At 66.4% G+C, this 18,826-nt stretch carries 7 protein-coding genes; 3 read left to right on the top strand and 4 right to left on the bottom strand.

All coding sequences use genetic code 11. The features are described from left to right. Window positions 1-59: 59 nt before the first annotated feature. The 3 genes from CTE05_RS17985 to dcm are packed head-to-tail and all read right to left on the bottom strand — an operon-like array spanning window position 60 to window position 6,484. Window positions 60-2,882, bottom strand: a complete 2,823-nt coding sequence (locus CTE05_RS17985) for a Z1 domain-containing protein (RefSeq protein WP_146847676.1) — start codon at window positions 2,880-2,882, stop codon at window positions 60-62. Then, entirely contained in the window at window positions 2,879-5,125 is a 2,247-nt protein-coding gene (locus tag CTE05_RS17980) for a DUF262 domain-containing protein (protein WP_146847675.1), read from the bottom strand. The genes CTE05_RS17985 and CTE05_RS17980 overlap by 4 nt, the downstream gene beginning before the upstream one ends. Window positions 5,126-5,140: 15 nt before the next feature. After that, complete coding sequence (dcm, locus tag CTE05_RS17975) at window positions 5,141-6,484, bottom strand: DNA (cytosine-5-)-methyltransferase (protein WP_146847674.1); 1,344 nt, start codon at window positions 6,482-6,484, stop codon at window positions 5,141-5,143. A 1,041-nt stretch (window positions 6,485-7,525) separates the two neighbouring features. Between dcm and CTE05_RS17970 the strand changes: the two genes are divergently transcribed. From CTE05_RS17970 to CTE05_RS17960, 3 genes are read left to right on the top strand one after another with little or no spacing between them, the layout of a single operon-like run. Further along, window positions 7,526-10,483, top strand: coding sequence for a hypothetical protein (locus CTE05_RS17970; RefSeq protein ID WP_146847673.1), 2,958 nt, complete (start codon window positions 7,526-7,528; stop codon window positions 10,481-10,483). Further along, window positions 10,483-15,903, top strand: a complete 5,421-nt coding sequence (locus tag CTE05_RS17965; protein WP_146847672.1) for a DEAD/DEAH box helicase — start codon at window positions 10,483-10,485, stop codon at window positions 15,901-15,903. The genes CTE05_RS17970 and CTE05_RS17965 overlap by 1 nt, the downstream gene beginning before the upstream one ends. Then, on the top strand, window positions 15,900-17,072 hold the full coding sequence (locus CTE05_RS17960) for a PD-(D/E)XK nuclease family protein (protein ID WP_146847671.1): 1,173 nt from the start codon (window positions 15,900-15,902) through the stop codon (window positions 17,070-17,072). The genes CTE05_RS17965 and CTE05_RS17960 overlap by 4 nt, the downstream gene beginning before the upstream one ends. Before the next feature lie 170 nt (window positions 17,073-17,242). Here the strand turns inward: CTE05_RS17960 and CTE05_RS17955 are convergent, their stop codons facing one another. Continuing rightward, window positions 17,243-18,808 (bottom strand): DEAD/DEAH box helicase, encoded by a 1,566-nt coding sequence (locus CTE05_RS17955; protein ID WP_186814929.1) that lies wholly within the window; start codon window positions 18,806-18,808, stop codon window positions 17,243-17,245. Window positions 18,809-18,826: the final 18 nt, after the last annotated feature.

Here is an 18,826-nt window from a genome sequence, read left to right as displayed (position 1 = left end):
CTGATGGCGCCCGGACTGCTGCCTTGAGCTCGCTCCGGAGTGTCTCGAACGTGGTGTTGTCACTCTCCAACAGTCCGCGCCCCCTTCCGGCGAAGCGTGCTCACGGCTTCCACGTGGTCAGGGCCGCCACTAGGGATACTGAGCCCGACAGCGAGAGCGCCGACGTCGGAGCGCTCGACCAGATGGAAGAGGACAAGCCCGGGTGCCCCCTCCATTCTCGTGCCGTCAGGGTGCAGAGGGACCGTCTCGCTCAGGAGCGATGCATCGAAGACGTCATCGCCGACGTATCCGCTCCCCGTCGCCTTGCGGGAACCCCAATCCGCCGCGAGGCCGTCAGCGGTGGTATGCCGCGCCATGGGCCGAATCTCTAGCCCGAGCTCTTTGCCAAGGTTCGCGAATGGACCCGCGGCGAGCGGTCGACCAGCACCGAATCGGATGCCGACGCGGAATCGCGGCTGGTTGAGGCGCTTCGCGTCGCGGCTCAGCAGCGACCATCGTTGGGGTGGGAAGTCATCCGTGAACAACCCGCGCACTTCTCGGTCGAGGCATGCGGACCAGAACCGCAGGTACGCAGCGATGACGAAGGGCGAGCGACTTCCGAGATCCAAGCCCGCCCCGGTCATTGCGGGCGCACGGTAGAGCGGATGCTCAGGATCCCCCACCTCGATGGCAGCTTGTCTCTCCAACGCGCGCCAGCGGTCCGACTCGAGTTGCAGCCGCCCGTGGTCCGAGTAGCGCATCCGATCGAGGATGTCAGCGCACTCGAGCAGCGAGATCTCGTCGAGGGCGAGAAGCCCGCGCGGATCCTTCATCAGGTGGCCAGACCGCTCGGCGGCAGCGAAGTGTTCGCTTACTACTGCGAGGTTGACGTCGTACTCGCCCTCGGGGTTGAGGTGACGGACGAAAGGCCGCGAGCCGGGTCGGAGCTGCCGTCCCACGAGGCCGGCGACTTTGCCCGTCGCCTGGAACGAGTGACCTTGCAGCACCGTGAAGTCCGGGAGAATCTCCGACGACTCCATCGCCGCCAGGACCTGGGATCTCAGCGCATGGTCTGCGTCCGCGTAGCGCGTGAATAGCTGCAGCTGCTCAGACGAGAGAAAGACGCGACACAGGTCGACGTAGGCGCCTCGGTACCCGAACCAGCGTTGCATCTGCATCTGCGTGTCAGCCAACGGCGCCGACGACCGGCGCGTGAACATGGTGGTCAGCAGCCCTTCGAGCGTGAGTCCACGTGACATCACGTTGCCCGAGACGAAGATCGTCGAGTGATTGCGAGGCGCGTGCCAACCGTCCCCGTCGCGCCAGGGGCTGAAAGAAGGGCGCTCATCGGCGTTCGGGTCGCTGTTCACGACGGCGATCGACGTGCCTGGCACGATCTCGCCCAGGACGAGCGGCCGGAGCGCATCCCACTCCGGCACTGAGCGACCCGCCGGCACACCGCCAGGAACCTGATGAGCGGCGAGGACCGCTTCGCTGGACGCCCTGTAACTCGCGACCCACGCGATCCACGCCTCCTCGTTGCCCTCGACGTCGGCAAGCACCCCGGCACCGTGCTGGCTCGCATCGCCGTCCCACCACTCGCGAAGTGCGTCGGCCACTTCGAACTGCGACTCCATGGCTGAGGACGGGTGGATCAGCATCGAGGAGACTGGAGCGACGTGGCGCTCGACGTCCTCGGAGGACGCGAACGAGACCGTCCCGGCTGACGCTGGCCCGATCCGCCCTGGAGCTCTGCTCAGCCGGATCGCCGCAGCGAGGAGATATGCGCGAGTTGCGTCGATGATCTCCACGATCTCGGTAACCCGAGAGGCGAGGGCGACGCTCTTCGCCTCCGCGACGGTCCCCTCGTCGGCCGCACCGTCGGCAGGGTCGCCACTACCTGGATCGGTGGCGGCACCTACCAGGCAGAGCGAAGAGGCCAGATCGCCGTAGAAGATGTCAGCGCCCGTGTACCAGCCTCTGATGCCTTCAGGCACTCGGTACGTGAGCGTGCGAGGGCTGAGGGTGCCTGTCGGCCCAGGCGTCCGGAGGGACGCCACGAAGTCCCGCGGTGCGAGAGGGTTTTCCGGGTCCTGCAAGAAGTTGGCCTGCGGTGTCGCGGTGTAGGCAAGGTAGGTGGCGAAGACGTGCTCCGAGACGGTACGACCGGGAGAACTCCTGTCCTCCCACAGATCGACGATCCGTCGGGGGATCTGCTTGTAGACGTCCAGCCCGGGCGCCCCCCACTGAAGACCGTCGTCCGCGACCGAGGAGTCGTCCGCCTCGTCGTCCACGACGAGGAGGCGAACCGGCACGCCGGCAGTCGCGGCCGCTGGAAAGACGACGTTCTGGAGCACTTGACCGAGGTGCAGGAGGTGATCGACCTGCTTCATGGCCACGAAGATGATCGGTCGTCCCCGTCCAAGCGCACGGGCAGCCTGCCCTGCAGGAATGCCATAGGCCTCCGCCGGGCCTGCTCGCCGCGGCTGGCTCATGTCGTCGGGGTTGGGCATGAAGACGCGACGAAGCAGGGGCTTTGCGCCGCTATCGAGCTGCGACTGGATCCTGCTCATGCTCTGGTGCCACAAGGACACCTGCGTACCTGCAAGGACGACGACGAGGTTGACACCGTTGTCGAGGCTGCGTGCGACCACACCGATCATTGACGCGGTCTTGCCCGACTGAACGGCACCCATGACCACGCCTGTGCGCACACGCGACGTACCCCACTGCGGGTCGCTCACGTCGAGCGCAGCGCGATCTGCGATGAATCGTGAGTCATCCAGGACCACACGCCGGCTGGTCTCCCCGAGGCCGGTCGTTGCGAGCGCCAGCTCGTAGTCGGTCGACCAGTCAGCCGACGACGTGGCTAGATGGATGACCTCGTGCCCTTCGACCGTCATAGGTCAGGCCACTCCAGCAGCCGGGGGAGCGAGACAAGCGACTGGAGGCCGGACGTCCCGAACCGGGAGCGAAGCTCTTCGTCGGCTGCCACCGCATCCACCCCGAGCACGTCGAGGAATTCACGCACGACTCCGCCGATGAACTGCCATTGCTCTCTCGACTGCGATTTCCTCGGACGCACCCACCGGTCCGAGGCCGAGCGAAGTTCGTCAGCGCACTCGTCGATGCGGTCAGCGAGCCCGTCACCGAGCTTCGTGCTCGCCGCAGCCAGCGCGACGAGCGATGCGACGAGCTGGAGCTCCTGCCATCGCGTCTGAGTACCCCGAAACTTCGGTGCCCAGATCTGGAGCGGTGCACTTTGGTGCGCATCCACCGCAGCGTCGAGCAGGCGCATCGCCTGCGTGACCGCGTGCTGGTTCCGCAGCGGGTCGTCCCCGTGTGTCTCGATCCTCTTGAGCAGGTTGTTGACGTGGGCGGTGGTCGACCGGGTCGACGCGCTCTCGTCCTCCATCAGCAGTGCTGCAGCGACCCACGACAGCGCCTTGGTGCGCTTGTAGCCTGCGTCGGGCATGGAGTAAGGGGATGCAGCAAGCGCCGGGCCCGTCGAGCGGACGTCGTCCCACACGGGACCAAGGAACGGGGCGACGCGCTCGATCCCATCTGTGTCGCCTGCGGTAGCCAGCAGTGCTCGCATGAAGTCGAGCTCGTGGAACGCCGCGTTTCGGATCTCTTCGGCGTTGAGGTGCTTGCCCTGCTTGTTGTAGAGGCTGAAAACCTCGTGTATCTGACGGCTCGTTGCCTCGAAGTAGAGGATGACGGGGATCTGGTAATCCGACACCTCTTCGAAGAGTGCCCGGATCTTTTTTTTTGCGTTTCCGACCTGGATCGCCAAAGACCTCATGTCGGAGTAGTAGCGACCCCTTAGCTGCTCAAGATCACCGCTGAGCGCGGGGGCGTTGGTCGAGCGCAGCGCAAAGGGGAAGTAGAGCTCCTTCTCGTGCCTGGCACTGAGCGTCGTCGCTTCGTGCTTGCGCCACGTCTTCTTGAACCGGGGGTAGTCGGTGGTGAAGAGATTGACCATCTCGTCCGGATCTTCGCCCCACGCAGCGGCCCTTGCCCGCACCGTCGCAAGGGCGCGGGGGTGCGCGGCGGTGAAACGCAGCAGCGACGTGAGCCGCTGCTTGCCGTCGACGATCTCGTAGCGGTCGCCGTCACTCGTGTTGCGCTGAAGGAGGATCACGGAAGGGAGAGGGATGCCCCGCAGAACGGACTCGATCAGAAGCTGGGCGTCCGCAGTCGGCCAGACGTCTGCACGCTGGTAGGACGGGCTGAGGTCCATCTCGCCGTCCATTGCGTACTGCCGGAACTGGGCGATCGGCCATGTCGTCGCCTTGGCCGAGATCGGACCGCTGGTCTCGGCTTCTTCGCTCTCGTCGGCTTCCCCCCACGCGGCCTCCCACGCGACCGACGCCGACTCGAGAGTGGCCGATCCTTCAGCATCCGTCTCGATCGCGTCGAGGAACGTCTGCCGGTGCGACACGGCCCGCTCGAGCCGCTGCTGGAGTCGTTCGAAGAGCTCGACCGCGGGCGTTTCCGCGGTTCCCTCGATCCCGAGCAGCTGGCCCAGCGAATGGTCGAAAGACGGCCCGTCCGTCTCATCGATCGATGCGGGGAGAAAGAGCCAGCCCTGGACCGCTGCAAGAGGCGTCCGCCAGCTCCCGTCGTCGAGGGAGACTGCCGTGCCGTTCGAGGGCGGCAGGCACGAGATGTCGACGTTCAACGGCGTCGCGCCTTCTGAGGCGAGCTCTGCGATGGCCTCCGCGATGTTCTGCTCGACTTCAGAGAGGTCCGCAGGCACGTCATCATCCTCCCGTTCATCCCAGCGGGGCGCTGGGTTCACGCTGGCGAGTTCTCGTACGAGCGACCGTACCGGGCCGGAGCCGGACTCCATGTGCGCTCGGACGGCTCCGTCGACGAGACGGTTGAGACCAACAAGCGTGATCGTGTCGCCCGCAGACATACATTCCTCATCCCACGGTATCCCCAGGGTGTCCGCGATGGCTCGGCCGCATTCATGCTTACCCGGAATGGGCTCGAGATCGAGGTGAACAAATCGTCCGAGAGCAACGAGCGCCGACTTCTTCTCCTTGCTGCCTGGGCCGAGAGGTTCGACCCCTCGGTTGCCCAGGAAGTACATGCGCGCGACGGCCTCAGCCTTCGAACGAGCGCTCTCGTACCTCATCTCCCGTCGGTCCGCTCACACCAGGACCGGTTCGCGCCCCGAGGCTGGAGCAACGGCGAAGCCCAAGCTGGCCGCCAGATCGGGCGCGATCTCCTGGATGCGGTCAAGGTCTCGCGAGACATGCTGACGCAGCACGTGCTGCACCACCCCCACATTCACGCCGTTGCCCAGCTGCTTGTACGACGCGGAGTCGGGCTGGTCCCCGAAGGTGAATTGAGGAGGGAGGCCCTGCAGCACAGCAGCCTCGGCGACTGACAAACGGCGCCGCCTCGGGCCAAGGATCGGCGTCTGTGCCATGGCGACCAGCGCCGGAAGGTGGGTCATCCGCTTCGCTCGGATGCCTGACGGTCGGAGTTGGATGGCGCAGTTCCACAGGGACGTCTCCTGCTGTGCCTGCCACTCGAACTTCCGACGTGATGGCGGGAAGGACTGAACGCCGTGCTCCTGGAGCCACGGGTCGAGCACCGATCGATGCTGCGTGTAGAAAGCAGCGTTCTTCCGAAGGAAGACTTCCTTCCAGCGAGGCGTCCCTGCCGGAATCTGGAGAGAGGAGTCGTCGACCCAGGCGTCCACCCAGATCGGGAAGCCAGGGAGCCTCACTTCGTCCAGCAGCCGGTTCGGCGTGGTGTGCATCAGCCGAGTGACGACGAGCTGGCGAAAGTTCTCCCACGCGTCGATCCATCGCCGCTCGTCGGCCGACAGCTCGCATCCAGGGATGTACCGACGGGAGTCCAACGGCAAGTCACATTCGAGGTCCCACGGCTCGGTGCGGACCATGCGGTTCTGAACAGCCGGCGCGGGATCGTCCCAGCATCGCTCAGGCCAGTAGGTGGCGGTGATAAACACCCGTTCGCGGATCTGGGGCTTGCCGCCCATCGCGGTCGGGAGCAGATGCGGCGAGAAAACCGCCGGGCGGGAGGAGACGTGGTAACCGGCCTGGCGAAGCGACTTGACGATCACGTCCCACTCGTGGCGGTGCCTCGGACCGGCCAGGTTTCTGACATTCTCGAGCAGGAGGACCGGAGGGCGGCGCGCCTCGACGATCTTGAGGATGTTCCAAAAGAGTGTCCCGCGAGCCTCGTCCATGCCTCTCTGAGCACCGGACTTTGAGAACGGCTGGCACGGGAAGCCCGCAGTCATGACTGTGTGCTCGCCGAAGTCGACGCGATCGTCGTTCGCCATCGCGGTGATGTCGCCGAGTGGGCTGGTGCCGTGGTTGAGCGCGTAGACCGTCGCCGCCTGGCGGTCGATCTCAACGGACCCGACGCACTCGCCACCGAGGCCCTTCAGCGCAACGGCGAAGCCCCCGATCCCTGCGAATAGGTCGACGAACGTGAAACCGCCCTGGGAACTGCTCACTCTTCTCCTTCACGCTCCGCTGGACCACGCGCACCTATACGAGGCTGCCGAGGCAGCCAGGGTAGAACCTGGCGCCGACACCGCTTCCGAGCGAGCACGGAGGAGGCAAGCGGGAGCTCGTCGCGATACTGACTCAACCTAGGTGCTACCGAGGTGATCAGGGCATGCAGAGGCGAGGACGCGCCGAACAGCCACTTCGTAGCGAGCCGCCGGACCCGACGCCGGCAGACCTTCTGGACCCGGAGTCGACTCCAAAAGTCCGTCCAGCACATCAGCGTCGACCGGATGTGCAGGGCGACGCGGGATGACGCCCGTCGATCCAAGCCGTCAGAGCTGTCGCGGTTTCGTTCGGGAAGCCCTGACCGCCGTGACGTGACACGCGGGTCGAGACCTCGAGCGCCGCGGATGACTTCACCGCGACAGCCGTGTCCGGGTGCGAAGCGAGTCGCCCTTGTGCCCCTGCCTCGACTGCGACAAATTGGCTCGTGGGCAAAGCCGCTCCAGTCAATCGATCTTCAACCCGATTGAACTGTGGGCGCGCCACTGGGTTCGCCGCGGAGCCTACGGACCGCCTTTGCCCGGGCGAGTTCGTTGATCTCGGCGCCGCATGGGGCGCGACGAGGGGAAGGGGGACGGGTGCCGAGCGACGGATCGTTAGCGGAGATCAGAGCCGATCTTTCCGATCTCCTTCACGACAAGGGGGGCCTCACGACGCTGGAGCTCACGGAGGCGCTGCGCACGCGGGGATGGCACCTCCCGATGCACGAAGTCCTGAGTGCGCTGACTACGCGGGGCGCCAAATTCCATAGCGACGACGGAAGTCCCGCTCGTTGGTACGCCGGCGCGCCATCTGCGCCGTTGGCGGCGAAGCCGGCTGACGACCCGCAGTTGGACGGCTCCTTCCCGGGTCGCATTCGCAGCACGGAGCCATCCGCTCCGCGTGACGGTCATCGCCCCTCCTCCGGGGCCAACGCTTCGCGGAACGCATCGTCGCGCGAGACACCACGTCGCGCGCCAGCTAGAGCGACCGGCGCGGACCGAGTGGCAGCCTGGGACCGAGCGCTCGCCGAGGTCGTGTACGGCGCAGATCGATCCGGCCTGCCGACGTACCTGGATCTTGAAGATGAGGTCCTGATCGCGGCGGCAGCGAGAGCCGGGCTGGGATCGGCCACGGCAGAAGAAGCGGAGCTCGATCTGGTCGACGCCGTCGTCTCGCGGTTCAACCGTGAGGGCGGCGGCAAGACGTTCTTCGACTACTACTCGGCCCGGCTCGCGCTTTGGTACGCCGCAAGGCGACGGCGGACGAGCGGCTCCGACGATCCGCCGCCGGTCCTTGCCCTGCTGGCAGTCTTCGCCCGAGCGGCGGATCGAATGGGAGCGGACAAGACGTTCTCTGCTCAGGCCTTCTACCCGCGCCTCCTCGCGCTCCTACGCCTCGACGGCGACGTGGCGCAACGCCTGAGAGCGGCGTTCCAGGTGCGGTCCGAGCAGTACTGGGGCGCTCTCAACGAATGGCTGGACGGGCTCGAAGGGACGCGCGGAGTCGCAACAGCAACGTCCGTCGGGCACCGATACGTCGGCATCCCCATGTCGCAGGCGCTGATCAGGGACGCAGACCGCGCGAGCTTGCTCGACTTCCTCTCGGACGCTGGCCTCCAGGGCGGCATGCAGCTGTCTCCCGAGGACATGATGGTCGACCTGGAGCGGTGGTTCGCGGCCGGTCGCGCACCGGCTGACCTGACGAGGCTGTGGCGTAGCAAGGATGGACAGTTCCTCGTCGCGGAGGCAGCGGCGCAGGCCCTGCTGCACTGGGACGGGAGCGGTAAGCCGGGCGAGCGAACCCCTCGCGGTGGGCGCCCGCGACTGACCGTCCGGTTTGCCCGTTCCGGGCTCGGGCCCCGGCGCCCGGTGATGTCGTTCGTCGTCCCGGGAGGTGACGACGACGCTGGTACGTGGAGCGTCGACTCCGCGCCTGGGCATCCAGATATCGATCTCGAGCCAGTCACCTCTTCCGTACTGGCGCCGTCTCCAACCACTGCTCTGACCAACACGGACGTCGCTGCAGCTCTCGGTGGAACGCTCGCGCTGACACGTGGGTCACGCCGGGCTGAACGGCGCCCGGAACCGATCGTTCCGTTGGTGCTTGTCGAAGAGCTCGGGATGTTCGTCGAGACCGATCACGTACGGCTAGGCGAAGAGCACATCGTCCTTGCGAACACGTCGGGCGGTTCCCGCGGTCGAGTTCAATGGGACGTCGCGGCGGCCCTGGAGGAGTCTTCTGCCCCGGGGTGGTCGACGCTTGAAGTCAACTGGCTCCCCGCAGGCTGGAGCGCCTATCAAGGTGTGATCCCAGTGGGGGTTCATGGCCAAGTCCATGAGTCGCTCTCGTGTCTCAAGCCTTTGCAGAGCAGTGCCTTGACGGCGGCTGGCGGTCTCCGCCTGCCGGGCCGCGCCCAACGTTGGAGCGCGTTGCTCCCAGTCACCCTCCGAGCGGTCTCGAGTGACGCGAAGGCCGAGCTTGTAGTGACGCGTGTCGATGCTGACGAGCCCGAGGAGATCGGGCGGTGGTCATTTGTCGGCGAGATCGAGATCCCGATCGACGCGCCGAAGATCGGCCCGGGCGGATACCTGTCGACGATCGCGTCAGCCGACGGCACACCGCGCCGCAACATGCAGTTCTCCCTGTGCACATCCGACAATCCTCGACCGTCGGGTCGGGTCGACGAACGCAATGGCGAGGTGCTGCCGGCCGAAGTCTCGGCCGAGTCTCGGCCGGATCCGGCAGACCTGGACCTCGACGCCGAAGACATCGCGGAGTGGCGCGCATTGCCGGTGCCGGCCGCACAACACTGGAATCGCGGCAGGGTTGCGCCGACGAAACAGCGTCCCATCGCCGCTGTGGACGAGAAGTCGTGTGCGATCACGCTCGCGCACAGGATGGACCTAGTTCAGATCTCGAAGACGTGGGACCGAGGAACGTGTTCGGGTTGCGGTCGCGTGAAGTTCTACAAGCGATGGCTGCCGAACGAGCCTGCACCTAAAGTCCAATCGCCAGTTGTGCCACCCCAAACGCGTCGATCGAGTCTGCTCGGGACGGTCCCAAGCGAGTCCCCCATTGCCGGAGCCGAGATTCTGGATGCGCTGGTCTGGATGGGATCGGGCACCGCAGCGGAAGCGGAGAACGTCATCCGCCAGGCCGCGGACTCGGCGCTCGCGGTCGACAACGTCCTTCGTGCGCTCGAAAGCGTCGGCCACATCGACCTCCTGCGCTCCTACGAGTCGGGCGCGGTCAGTGGCTGGCGCATCGCGCGCAGACAGCTGCTCGAGCTCGCGGATGGTTCGTGGCTTGCAGTCGGCTCATGGGACATCGCCTCGCTTGTTCTGCTCGAAGCAGAGGCTCCCCGGCACGGTGCGAGGCTCGTCCATGATGACGACGACTGGATCCCCCGACGTGCTCTGTCGAAGGTTGAGCGGGATGCGGCTGCAGTGATCGCGGGGGTGTGTGACGCGACTCTCGTGACAGACGGGGCCCGCCGAACTCTGGCTTCGCTAGCTCCGATTCTCGACGTCGTCGCGGCCCTCCCTCGCTGCTCAGTCGCGGGTCTTCGGGAGCTCGAGGTGTTCTCGGCCAGGGCCGCGTCTTGGATTGCCTCTGAGGGCATCGCATCGGTCGGGGCATTCCGCACGAGCGGCTTCTCTCGCCGGCATCTCTTCGTCGGGCACCAGGACCTCTCGCCTTCGACCGCGGCCGTCGGCTCCGTCTACCTCGTGAAGCACGCCGGAGCCGCAGCGCAGGGGACGACCCTTCTAAGCTATGACGGCGACACTCGTACCTTGGTGGTGCCGCTAGGAGCCGACCTGCCCGGGCTGTACGGCCGCGCGCTTGCCCAGTGCGCTGGCCGTCCTGCGTCGGGGGCAGACCGAGCGGCCGTGCAGCAATACCGAGATGTGCCAAGCGATGTCGCGGCGAAGATCGCGCAGCTGATGAGGAGTGCGTGATGCCCGGTAACTCGAGTGATCCACTTTCGCTGCGCGACACGCTCACGTCGACGTACCTCCGGTACATCGACACCGCCTACTGGCTGAGCGACGCGGAGCTTGTCGCCGAGCGACGAGCCCTGCTCCTGGACGAGTCGATGCTGTCGGCCGAGGTCTTTCTGGAGCCGGTGCGCTCTTACGCAGCGACCGAAGACCTCGCCACGGTGTGCGAGCGTGTCGGTGTTCCGAGGGACTCGACCCAGGCGGTGGGTAGGGCGCTCTTCGGTGACTTCACCCCCGCGGGGGAGGCGATCCGACTTCGTAAGCACCAGGCCGAAGCGGTGGAGGGCACGTTTCGACCGGGCCGGGCGGACGGACGAAATGTCGTCGTGACGTCTGGAACGGGTTCCGGCAAGACCGAGAGCTTCCTGCTCCCCATGCTGCTGAGGCTCGCCGCCGAGGCGCGCGACTGGGGACCGCAACCTGATGCGAGGCCGTGGTGGAACGACGGGGCTTGGTCGCCGGCGACCTCCTTGAGGTCGGCCGAGACGCGCCCCGCGGCCGTACGGGCCATGCTCCTTTACCCGACAAACGCCTTGGTCGAGGATCAGATGGGCCGGCTCCGCCGGGCGGTACACCGACTTGACGAGGCGGGAATCCGCCTGTGGTTCGGCAGATTGACCGGCGCGACCCTTGGACGGGTCCGGTCGCCAAAGCCGCCCAGCGCGGCTGCCGGCACAGCCAAGGACGTCAAGGACGTCGTGACCGAGTACGAGAAGATGCGGACGGCACTCCGTCAGGACGCGGACCTCGCGAGTCTCGACGACCTGACGCGGGAACGCCGGATCGAAGAGCGCCTCGCCCTCTTCGCCGACCCGCGTCGCAACGAGATGACCGTGCGCTGGGACATGATCGAGCAGCCTCCGGACATCCTGGTCACCAACTTCTCGATGCTCAACGCGATGTTGATGCGAGAGGCCGAGGAGCGCCTCTTCGAGCAGACCAGGTCGTGGCTCGCATCCAGCCCGTCGAACGTCTTCACGCTGGTCGTGGACGAGCTGCACTTGCAGCGCGGGACCTCGGGCAGCGAGACGGCGATGGTCGTGCGGTCGCTTCTGATGCGTCTGGGCCTGACTGCCGATAGCTCCCAGCTCAGGATCATCGCGACGAGCGCGTCGTTGGCCAGCGACGGGTCGGGTGGCCAGTTTCTCGAGGAGTTCTTCGGAGTCGAGCGCGCGAGCTTCCAGGTCGCTCCAGGCGAGCCGCGACCACTCTCTGCTCCGGTTCAGCTCGACGCCTCTCAGGTCTCCGGCGCAGCGTCGCTCTCCGAGCTCGGAAGCGCCCTCGGTGTCTCCGACACGATCGCGGCAGCGTGCTATGCGGCAGGGGACCCGGGTCGCTTACGCGCGACTGCCGCGCCCGAGGTGGCGGCTCGTCTCTTCGGCGCGCCGGACACGGCCGCGCTCGGTGCGCTGCTGAGCCTCCTGGCGGAGGCGGGCGATGTCGAGAAGACACAGATCCGGGCTCACCTGTTCGTCCGGACGATGCGGGGTCTCTGGGCGTGCGTGAACCGAGACTGCTCGGGCATCGTCCGTTCGACTGAAGCGTCAACATCCGACCGCGTGGTCGGAAAGCTGTTCGTTCGCCCGCGAACGACCTGCGACTCCTGCCAGTCCCGCGTCCTCGAGCTTCTCTATTGCTACGAGTGCGGTGACGTCAGCCTCGGGGGGTTCGCCGACAGCATCGACGGAGATGAGCACCTGGCAAGCACGTCGCCGCGCGTGCCCGAGAAGAACCCTCAGCTGGTGTTCAAGCGCAACCGTTCGGACTATCGCTGGTTCTGGCCGGCGGCCGGACGTAGTCCGGGGTCGGAACTGACGTTCTCCGCCGGGGGATGGGAGCACAACTACACGCGTGCGTCTCTTGAGCCGATGACCGGGCGTCTCGATGTCGGCCAGTCGGAAGGCATCGCGGGTTGGGTCGTCGAACCAAAGCCACGTAAGGGGCACGACGCACGGGTGCTGCCAGCGCTGCCTGATCGCTGCCCGTCCTGCGCGCAGGTCGGGCGAGTGAGCGGTCAGGACAAGGAGCAGTTCGGCCGAGGCACGGTGCGAACACCGATCCGTGCGCACACTGCTGGTGCGTCGGCGGCAATCCAGGTCTACCTCGGAGAGTTCATCCGTCAGATGAAGTCCAGTGGAGATGGTCGGACGCTCATCTTCACCGACAGTCGTGACGATGCGGCGCGCACGAGCGCCGGCGTGGCTCTCAACCACTACCGCGACCTCGTGCGACAGCTCGTCCGCCAAGCCCTCGGGCAGGAGACTCGCCACGTCGTCGAGATCATGTTGGACGCGGGTGCGCACAAGCCCCTGTCCGCCTCTGAGACGGCGATTCTCGAGAATGCCAAGCTGACACACCCCGAGGTCTGGAACGCGGCCATCGTGGCCTCAGCGATGACGGTTGCGGGGGCCCCGGTTCCGGCCGATCAGCAGGCCGTGCTCGACCTGGCTCGGACGGACCTCGCTTCGACCAACTCTCGGGACTGGTCTGAGCTGCTGGCAGGCTTGAGCGAAGGGCTCGTGGCTATGGGAGCTAACCCCGCAGGACCCGGTCGAAGCCTGAAAGAGCTAAACGGCAACGCCTGGTTCCGCCACTACACCCCACCGGGGCCGAATCTCTGGGACGAGCTGCCCTTTGCAGCGGCGGAGGCGGGACGAAGGGCCCTGACGCAGCGAATGACGATCGGCGTCGCGGAAGCCGTGTTCGACCGCGCTCGCCGCGACATCGAGAGCATCGGCGTCGGGTTCGTCGACACCATCGCGGCACCACGACCCTTTCCAGGTGCGAGCGCAGCGTCGTCTCGCGAGGCGCTCCGATCGGTCATCCGACTGCTCGGCTGGGCGAAACGCTACTCGGACGGTACGCAGATCGGGTTGGTATCGCCGCCGCGCGCCGTGTCGGCGTACCTTCGCAAGTTCGCCGCAGCCAATGGGAGCCCGGATGACGTTGCCGCCGCCCGCGAGTGGGCATACTCCTCGCTCTCCTCGCTGGGGCTGATGCTCGGCGACCAATGGGTGCTCGACACGTCAAAGAGTGGAGTCGGCCTGCGGATAGTCGCCGGAGAACAGCAGGTCTGGGAGTGCGACACGTGCGGATTCAAGCACCTGCACCCATCGGCGGGACTCTGCGCGAACGCCTCCTGCCGGTCGACCACTCTCACGGCACGAGCTCGCACCAGTGCGGAGGAGGACGACTACATCGCCTGGCTCTCGAGCCGCCCTGCGTCTCGCCTGAATATCGAGGAGCTCACAGGACAGACCAAGCCGCTGTCGGAGCAGCGCAAGCGTCAGCGCGCATTCAAGGGCGTGCTGCTGCGGCCCGAAGAGAACGCGCTCACGACGCCGATCGACGTGCTCAGCGTCACGACGACCATGGAGGTAGGCGTTGACATCGGCTCGCTCCAGTCGACCGTCATGGCGAACATGCCCCCTCAGCGCTTCAACTACCAACAGCGCGTCGGACGAGCGGGGCGCGCTGGTCAGGCGCTGTCGTATGCATTGACGGTCTGCCGGGACAGGTCGCACGACGACGACTACTTCCGTGACCCGTCACGTATGACTGGTGACATGCCTGCCCAGCCGTTCCTCGACCTAGCCCGCCCGAGGATCGTGCGGCGGGTCGTTCTCAGCGAGCTCCTGCGCCGGGCGTTCCTGTCGCTCCCCGATCCCCCCGCCTGGGACCGGGAGTCGATTCACGGCAGCTTTGGTGCGAGAGACCAGTGGTCGGGGTTCCGGGCGGGGATCGCGAAGTGGCTGCTTCGTTCCACGGAGGTCACCGATGTCGTGCAACGGCTCGCGGCGTTCACCGCGCTCTCCCAGGGCGACATCGACGAGCTGCAGAAGTGGGCGCGGGCCGATGCAGTCAGCGAGATCGATCGTGTCGTGAGTCACGGCGAGTCGGTCGGAGCGCCGGATGGTCCGCTCAGCCGAGCGCTTGCCGAGGCCGGCCTGCTTCCGATGTTCGGTTTCCCGTCTCGTGTACGAAGCCTCTTCGGAGGACATCCCGGACAGGACCCCGATCGGGACACCGTCTCGGATCGGCCGCTCGGCATGGCGATCAGCGCATTCGCCCCCGGCTCTCAGGTGGTCCGGGACGGCCAGCTGCACACCGCAGTCGGGTTCGCTGCGTACATCCCGATGGGGGTCGGCAGAGCGAAGGCCGTTGATCCCCTCGGTCCGGCGACGCAGACCACGGTCTGCGACGCGTGCGGTGCCCTTGTCCTCGACGCACAACCGGAGATCTGTGTCGTCTGCGGGGAGCCGATGCGGTCCTTCAGCGTCCACCAACCCCTCGGGTTTCGAACGACGTGGGCGCCGATCGACTACCGGGACGAGAACGACGACGTCACACGAGCATCGGACTCGTCGCTCTCAGTAACCTCACCGAGCACGCGCACCAGTGATTGTGGAGCAGCGAACCTCGAGCTGTACGAGCAGCAGCGTCTCGTCCAGTACAACGACAACAATGGCCGGCTGTTCGAGATCGTGTCGCAAGGTGGAACCTTCGTCGTCCCGGACACCGGCCTGTACCGCCGCGACGACATCGCAGGATGGAAGCCACCAACAGCCGCGCCTTCCCAGGCGATAGCGATAGGCGAAGTCCGGGTGACGGACGTCCTGACGGTGGAGATCGACTCATCACGCTCGATGGCCCCAGGGCCCGGACTCGTGCCTTACAGCCGGGACCTCGTACCTGCGAGCGTGGCCGCGTTCCGCTCGTTCGCCGAGGTCCTGCGCCGCGCCGCGAAAGCCGAGCTCGAGATCAGTCCCGACGAGCTCGTCGTCGACATCCAGCCGATGCCGATAGAGAGCATTCCGTCGGCGCGAGTCTTCATCGCCGATGCTCTCGATAACGGCGCTGGGTACGCAGTGGAGCTGGCTGACCCGTCTCGCTTCGGCAGGATCTTGGGTGCTGCGCGCGAGCGACTCACGGAGCAATTCCAGAGCGAGCCACATGCGACGTCATGCCTACCCTCCTGCCCTGACTGCCTTCGATCCTGGGACAACCGACGGCATCACGCCGCCCTCGACTGGCGACTGGCCCTCGACATGCTGGACCTTGCGGCTGGCAAGGAGCTGGCTCTTTCTCGCTGGCTCGAGCTCGGTCGCCGCCAGGTGCACCGCCTTGCCGGGCAGGCAGGAACGGACCTCTCCGGGGAAGATGTGGCCGGGCTTCCAGTCCTGAAAGTAGACGCGGGGCAAAGGCGGGCCGTCGTGATCGGACATCCCCTGTGGTGGCACGACGGTGACGCTCACCTCTCACCGGAGCAGGCCGAAGCGTCAGTGGAGCTCGAAGCCCAAGGCTTTGCGGTCGTCTTCTCCGATCCGTTCCAGCTCGAACTTGCGCCCGCGCGAGTCCTGTTGCCCCTGTTCGCATGAGTTCTATCGATTGGCCCACGCCGGCGAAGCCTCGGCTCGATGACATGACGTGGACGCAATGGTCAGCATTTCGCACATGCGGCCTCCGATTTGCCTACCTTGTCGACCCCCTAGGGGAGGCCTGGAATCGGACGACTGAGGCGATGGCGCTCGGCACGGTCAGCCACGTCCTTGCAGACGAGGCCGCGCGCGGCAAGATCACCACGTCGGACAACGACGATCCTGTGAAAGTGATTCATGAGCGGTTCGACGAGCTGGCCCTCGAGCAGCACGCGTCGATGGTCAACCAGTGGGGGACGAGTGCCGTTCCGGCGCCACGCCGGTGGCCTCGGTACTTTCACCTGCGGGCCACGGTCGGTCATGAGCTTGCCGGGGCAGTCCTGCAGCGATCGCCCAATAGCGCGCGCGTCAACTTCTGGCCGCCGGAATCGGTGACGCCCCCAGGGAATCCTGCCCCGCCTGCGCCCGGAGAGAGACGAACTGAAATCTCGCTGGTCGACGCCGAGCGGGGACTCCGCGGCAGGCTTGATGTAGTTTCTACCGCGCGAGACGGCACCATCGAGGTTATCGACCTCAAGTCGCGCATCGATGGCGACGAGGCCAGCATTGCGCTCGGACGCGCCCAGCTGACCTTTTACGCTGGCCTCGTTGAAGCGGTATGGGGCCAGGTTCCGGATCTCTTCCTCGTTGCACCCGACGGATCGCGGATCCGAGTCCCCTGCACGGCTGCGGATATCGCACAACTACGTTTAGAGATCGACGGATATCGCCGCGAGGCCGCCTCCCAGAGCATTCGAGAAATGGCGAATGCCTCCGCGAAGAATTGTGCACGGTGCCCATTCTCAGTCCTGTGCCCTGAGTTTCGGGATTTCCTTCGACTGGAGCAGCACGAAGAGAGCGTGCCGTGGGGGATCAACGCCGCATGGGGCGTGGTGATCTCCGTGACTCACGCGGCGTCGAGTTCCAGCATCACCATCCGTCAGCAGGATGACCTGAGCATTGGACCGGGCGATGTCACCGTCACGCGGCTCGCGAGAGATCTTGCGGTGAGCCCGGGCGACTCCGTGGTTGTCGTAGGTGGAACCGTGCAGGGTGAGCGCTCCTACCTGCACGCGACCTGGAGCTCGAAAGTGCGGGTCGGCCCTCAAGCGGCGCTGTCTGCGAACTGATCCCACGTGAGCGGCGGAGCTCGGCGGACCGGATTTGCGCGGCGAGGACCTCGACCCTGCAGCGAACACGCCCGCGAACGAACACCGAGCCGCGCGGCGGCGAGCCGCTCGCGGTAGGGCGAGCGCAGGGTGCTCGATTGCGCGGCGCGGACGCTATCTCCGCAGGGGCGTCAGCCGCGGATCCACCGCGCCAAGGTGACGGGGTCGTTGACGTCGAGCCGGGTGATGTCGTCGGCGAACCCTGTAATGGCGTCGAGGAACGTCTCGTCGGTGCTGATCTCGGGGTCTTCCATCGAGTCCTCGACGTAGAGCACGACGAACGTCGCGCGCTGCTTCCCGTCCGCCTTGCGCAGGACGCGGCCCATGCGCTGGATCATCTGGCGTCGGCTGCGGCTGGCGGCGACGATCACGCCGACGTCGGCGTTTGGGACGTCGATCCCCTCGTCCAGCACGCGCGGCGCGGCCAGCGCCTTGAGCGTGCCGGCGTGGAACTCGGCCAGCAACGCGCGGCGGGTCTCGCGGTCGTCCTCGCTCGAGAAGCTGGTCGTAGGCACGCCTTGGTCGTCGAGCACCTCGGCCGACCGCTGCGCGCCGGCCACCGTCTCGGCGAACACCAGCGACCCGCTCGACGCGGCGAGCAGCGGGGCGAGCTTGTGCAGGGCCTCGAACTTGCTCTCGGCTTCGGCGACGGTCTTCTTGCGAGTCGTGAAGGCGCTGAGGTAGGCCCGCGCGGTCTCGCGGGCCTCGTCGCGGGGTCCTGCAGCGAGCACCGACACGTCGCGCATGAACTCGCCGAAGTTGTACGGGTCGCACCCGAAGTCCTTGATCAGGGACTTGCGGGTCTTGCTCACGCGCTCGTCGGCACGGTCGTAGGCCACGCGTTCGTGTGCGCGCAGCGGCACCGGCACCAGAGCGACGCGGAAAGGGGACAGGACCTCGTCGGCGAAGGCCCGCTCGAAGCCGCACCGGAAGACCACCTTGCCGAAGTACGGCTTGAGGTACTCGTCGACTCCCTCGTCGAGACGCTCCAACGTCGCGGTGAGGCCGAGCCGCCTTTCGAACTCGGGTTGGAGGGCCGCCGCGAACTTCTCGGCGCCGTACCGGTGGACCTCGTCCGCGATCAGGAGCGCGCGATGCTTGTCGGAACCGATCCGGTTCTGGTGCCCGGACTGGACCGTCGTGATCAGGATGTCGCATTCGTCGAGACTGGCGACCGAACCGCCGCCCAGCCGCCCGATGCGTTGGCCGGGCAGAGCCTTCTCGATTGCCTTGTGCCACTGGTCGAGGAGATCGAGCGTCGGCACGACGACCGTCACGCGTCCCCCGGACTCGAGCATCTTGTGCGCGGCGAGGATCGCGACCCGCGTCTTCCCCGTTCCAGTGACGGCTTCAACGATGCCCCGACGATCGTTCTTGCGCCACGCCTTGAGCGCGTCCGTCTGCCAGGTGCGGGCGGGCGGCCCGCACAACTCGACGTCTCGTCTCTGCTTTCTCTTCGTGGGCTTCGACCTCTGCGTGGGGATCGTGAACCAGAGCCTGGGTGCGTCCGAGATGTAGCGGAACCGGTCCGTGCGCTCGTACAGGATGCTGTTGAGCTCGGCCGGTGTGACGGGCGTTCCGTCGCCGATGCTGTTGATCGTGCGCGCGATCTGCCTCTTGTCCGAGCCCGGGCGGAGCTGCAGCGCAATGTCGATGATGTCCGCGAGGATCTCGCGGTTGGTTCGCGTTGTCGGCACGGTGGACACCCCCACCTA

Origin of the sequence: Cellulomonas terrae (genome assembly GCF_007990265.1) — a bacterium.
Taxonomy (GTDB): Bacteria; Actinomycetota; Actinomycetes; order Actinomycetales; family Cellulomonadaceae; genus Cellulomonas; species Cellulomonas terrae.
This window is presented reverse-complemented; position numbering and strand designations above follow the sequence as displayed.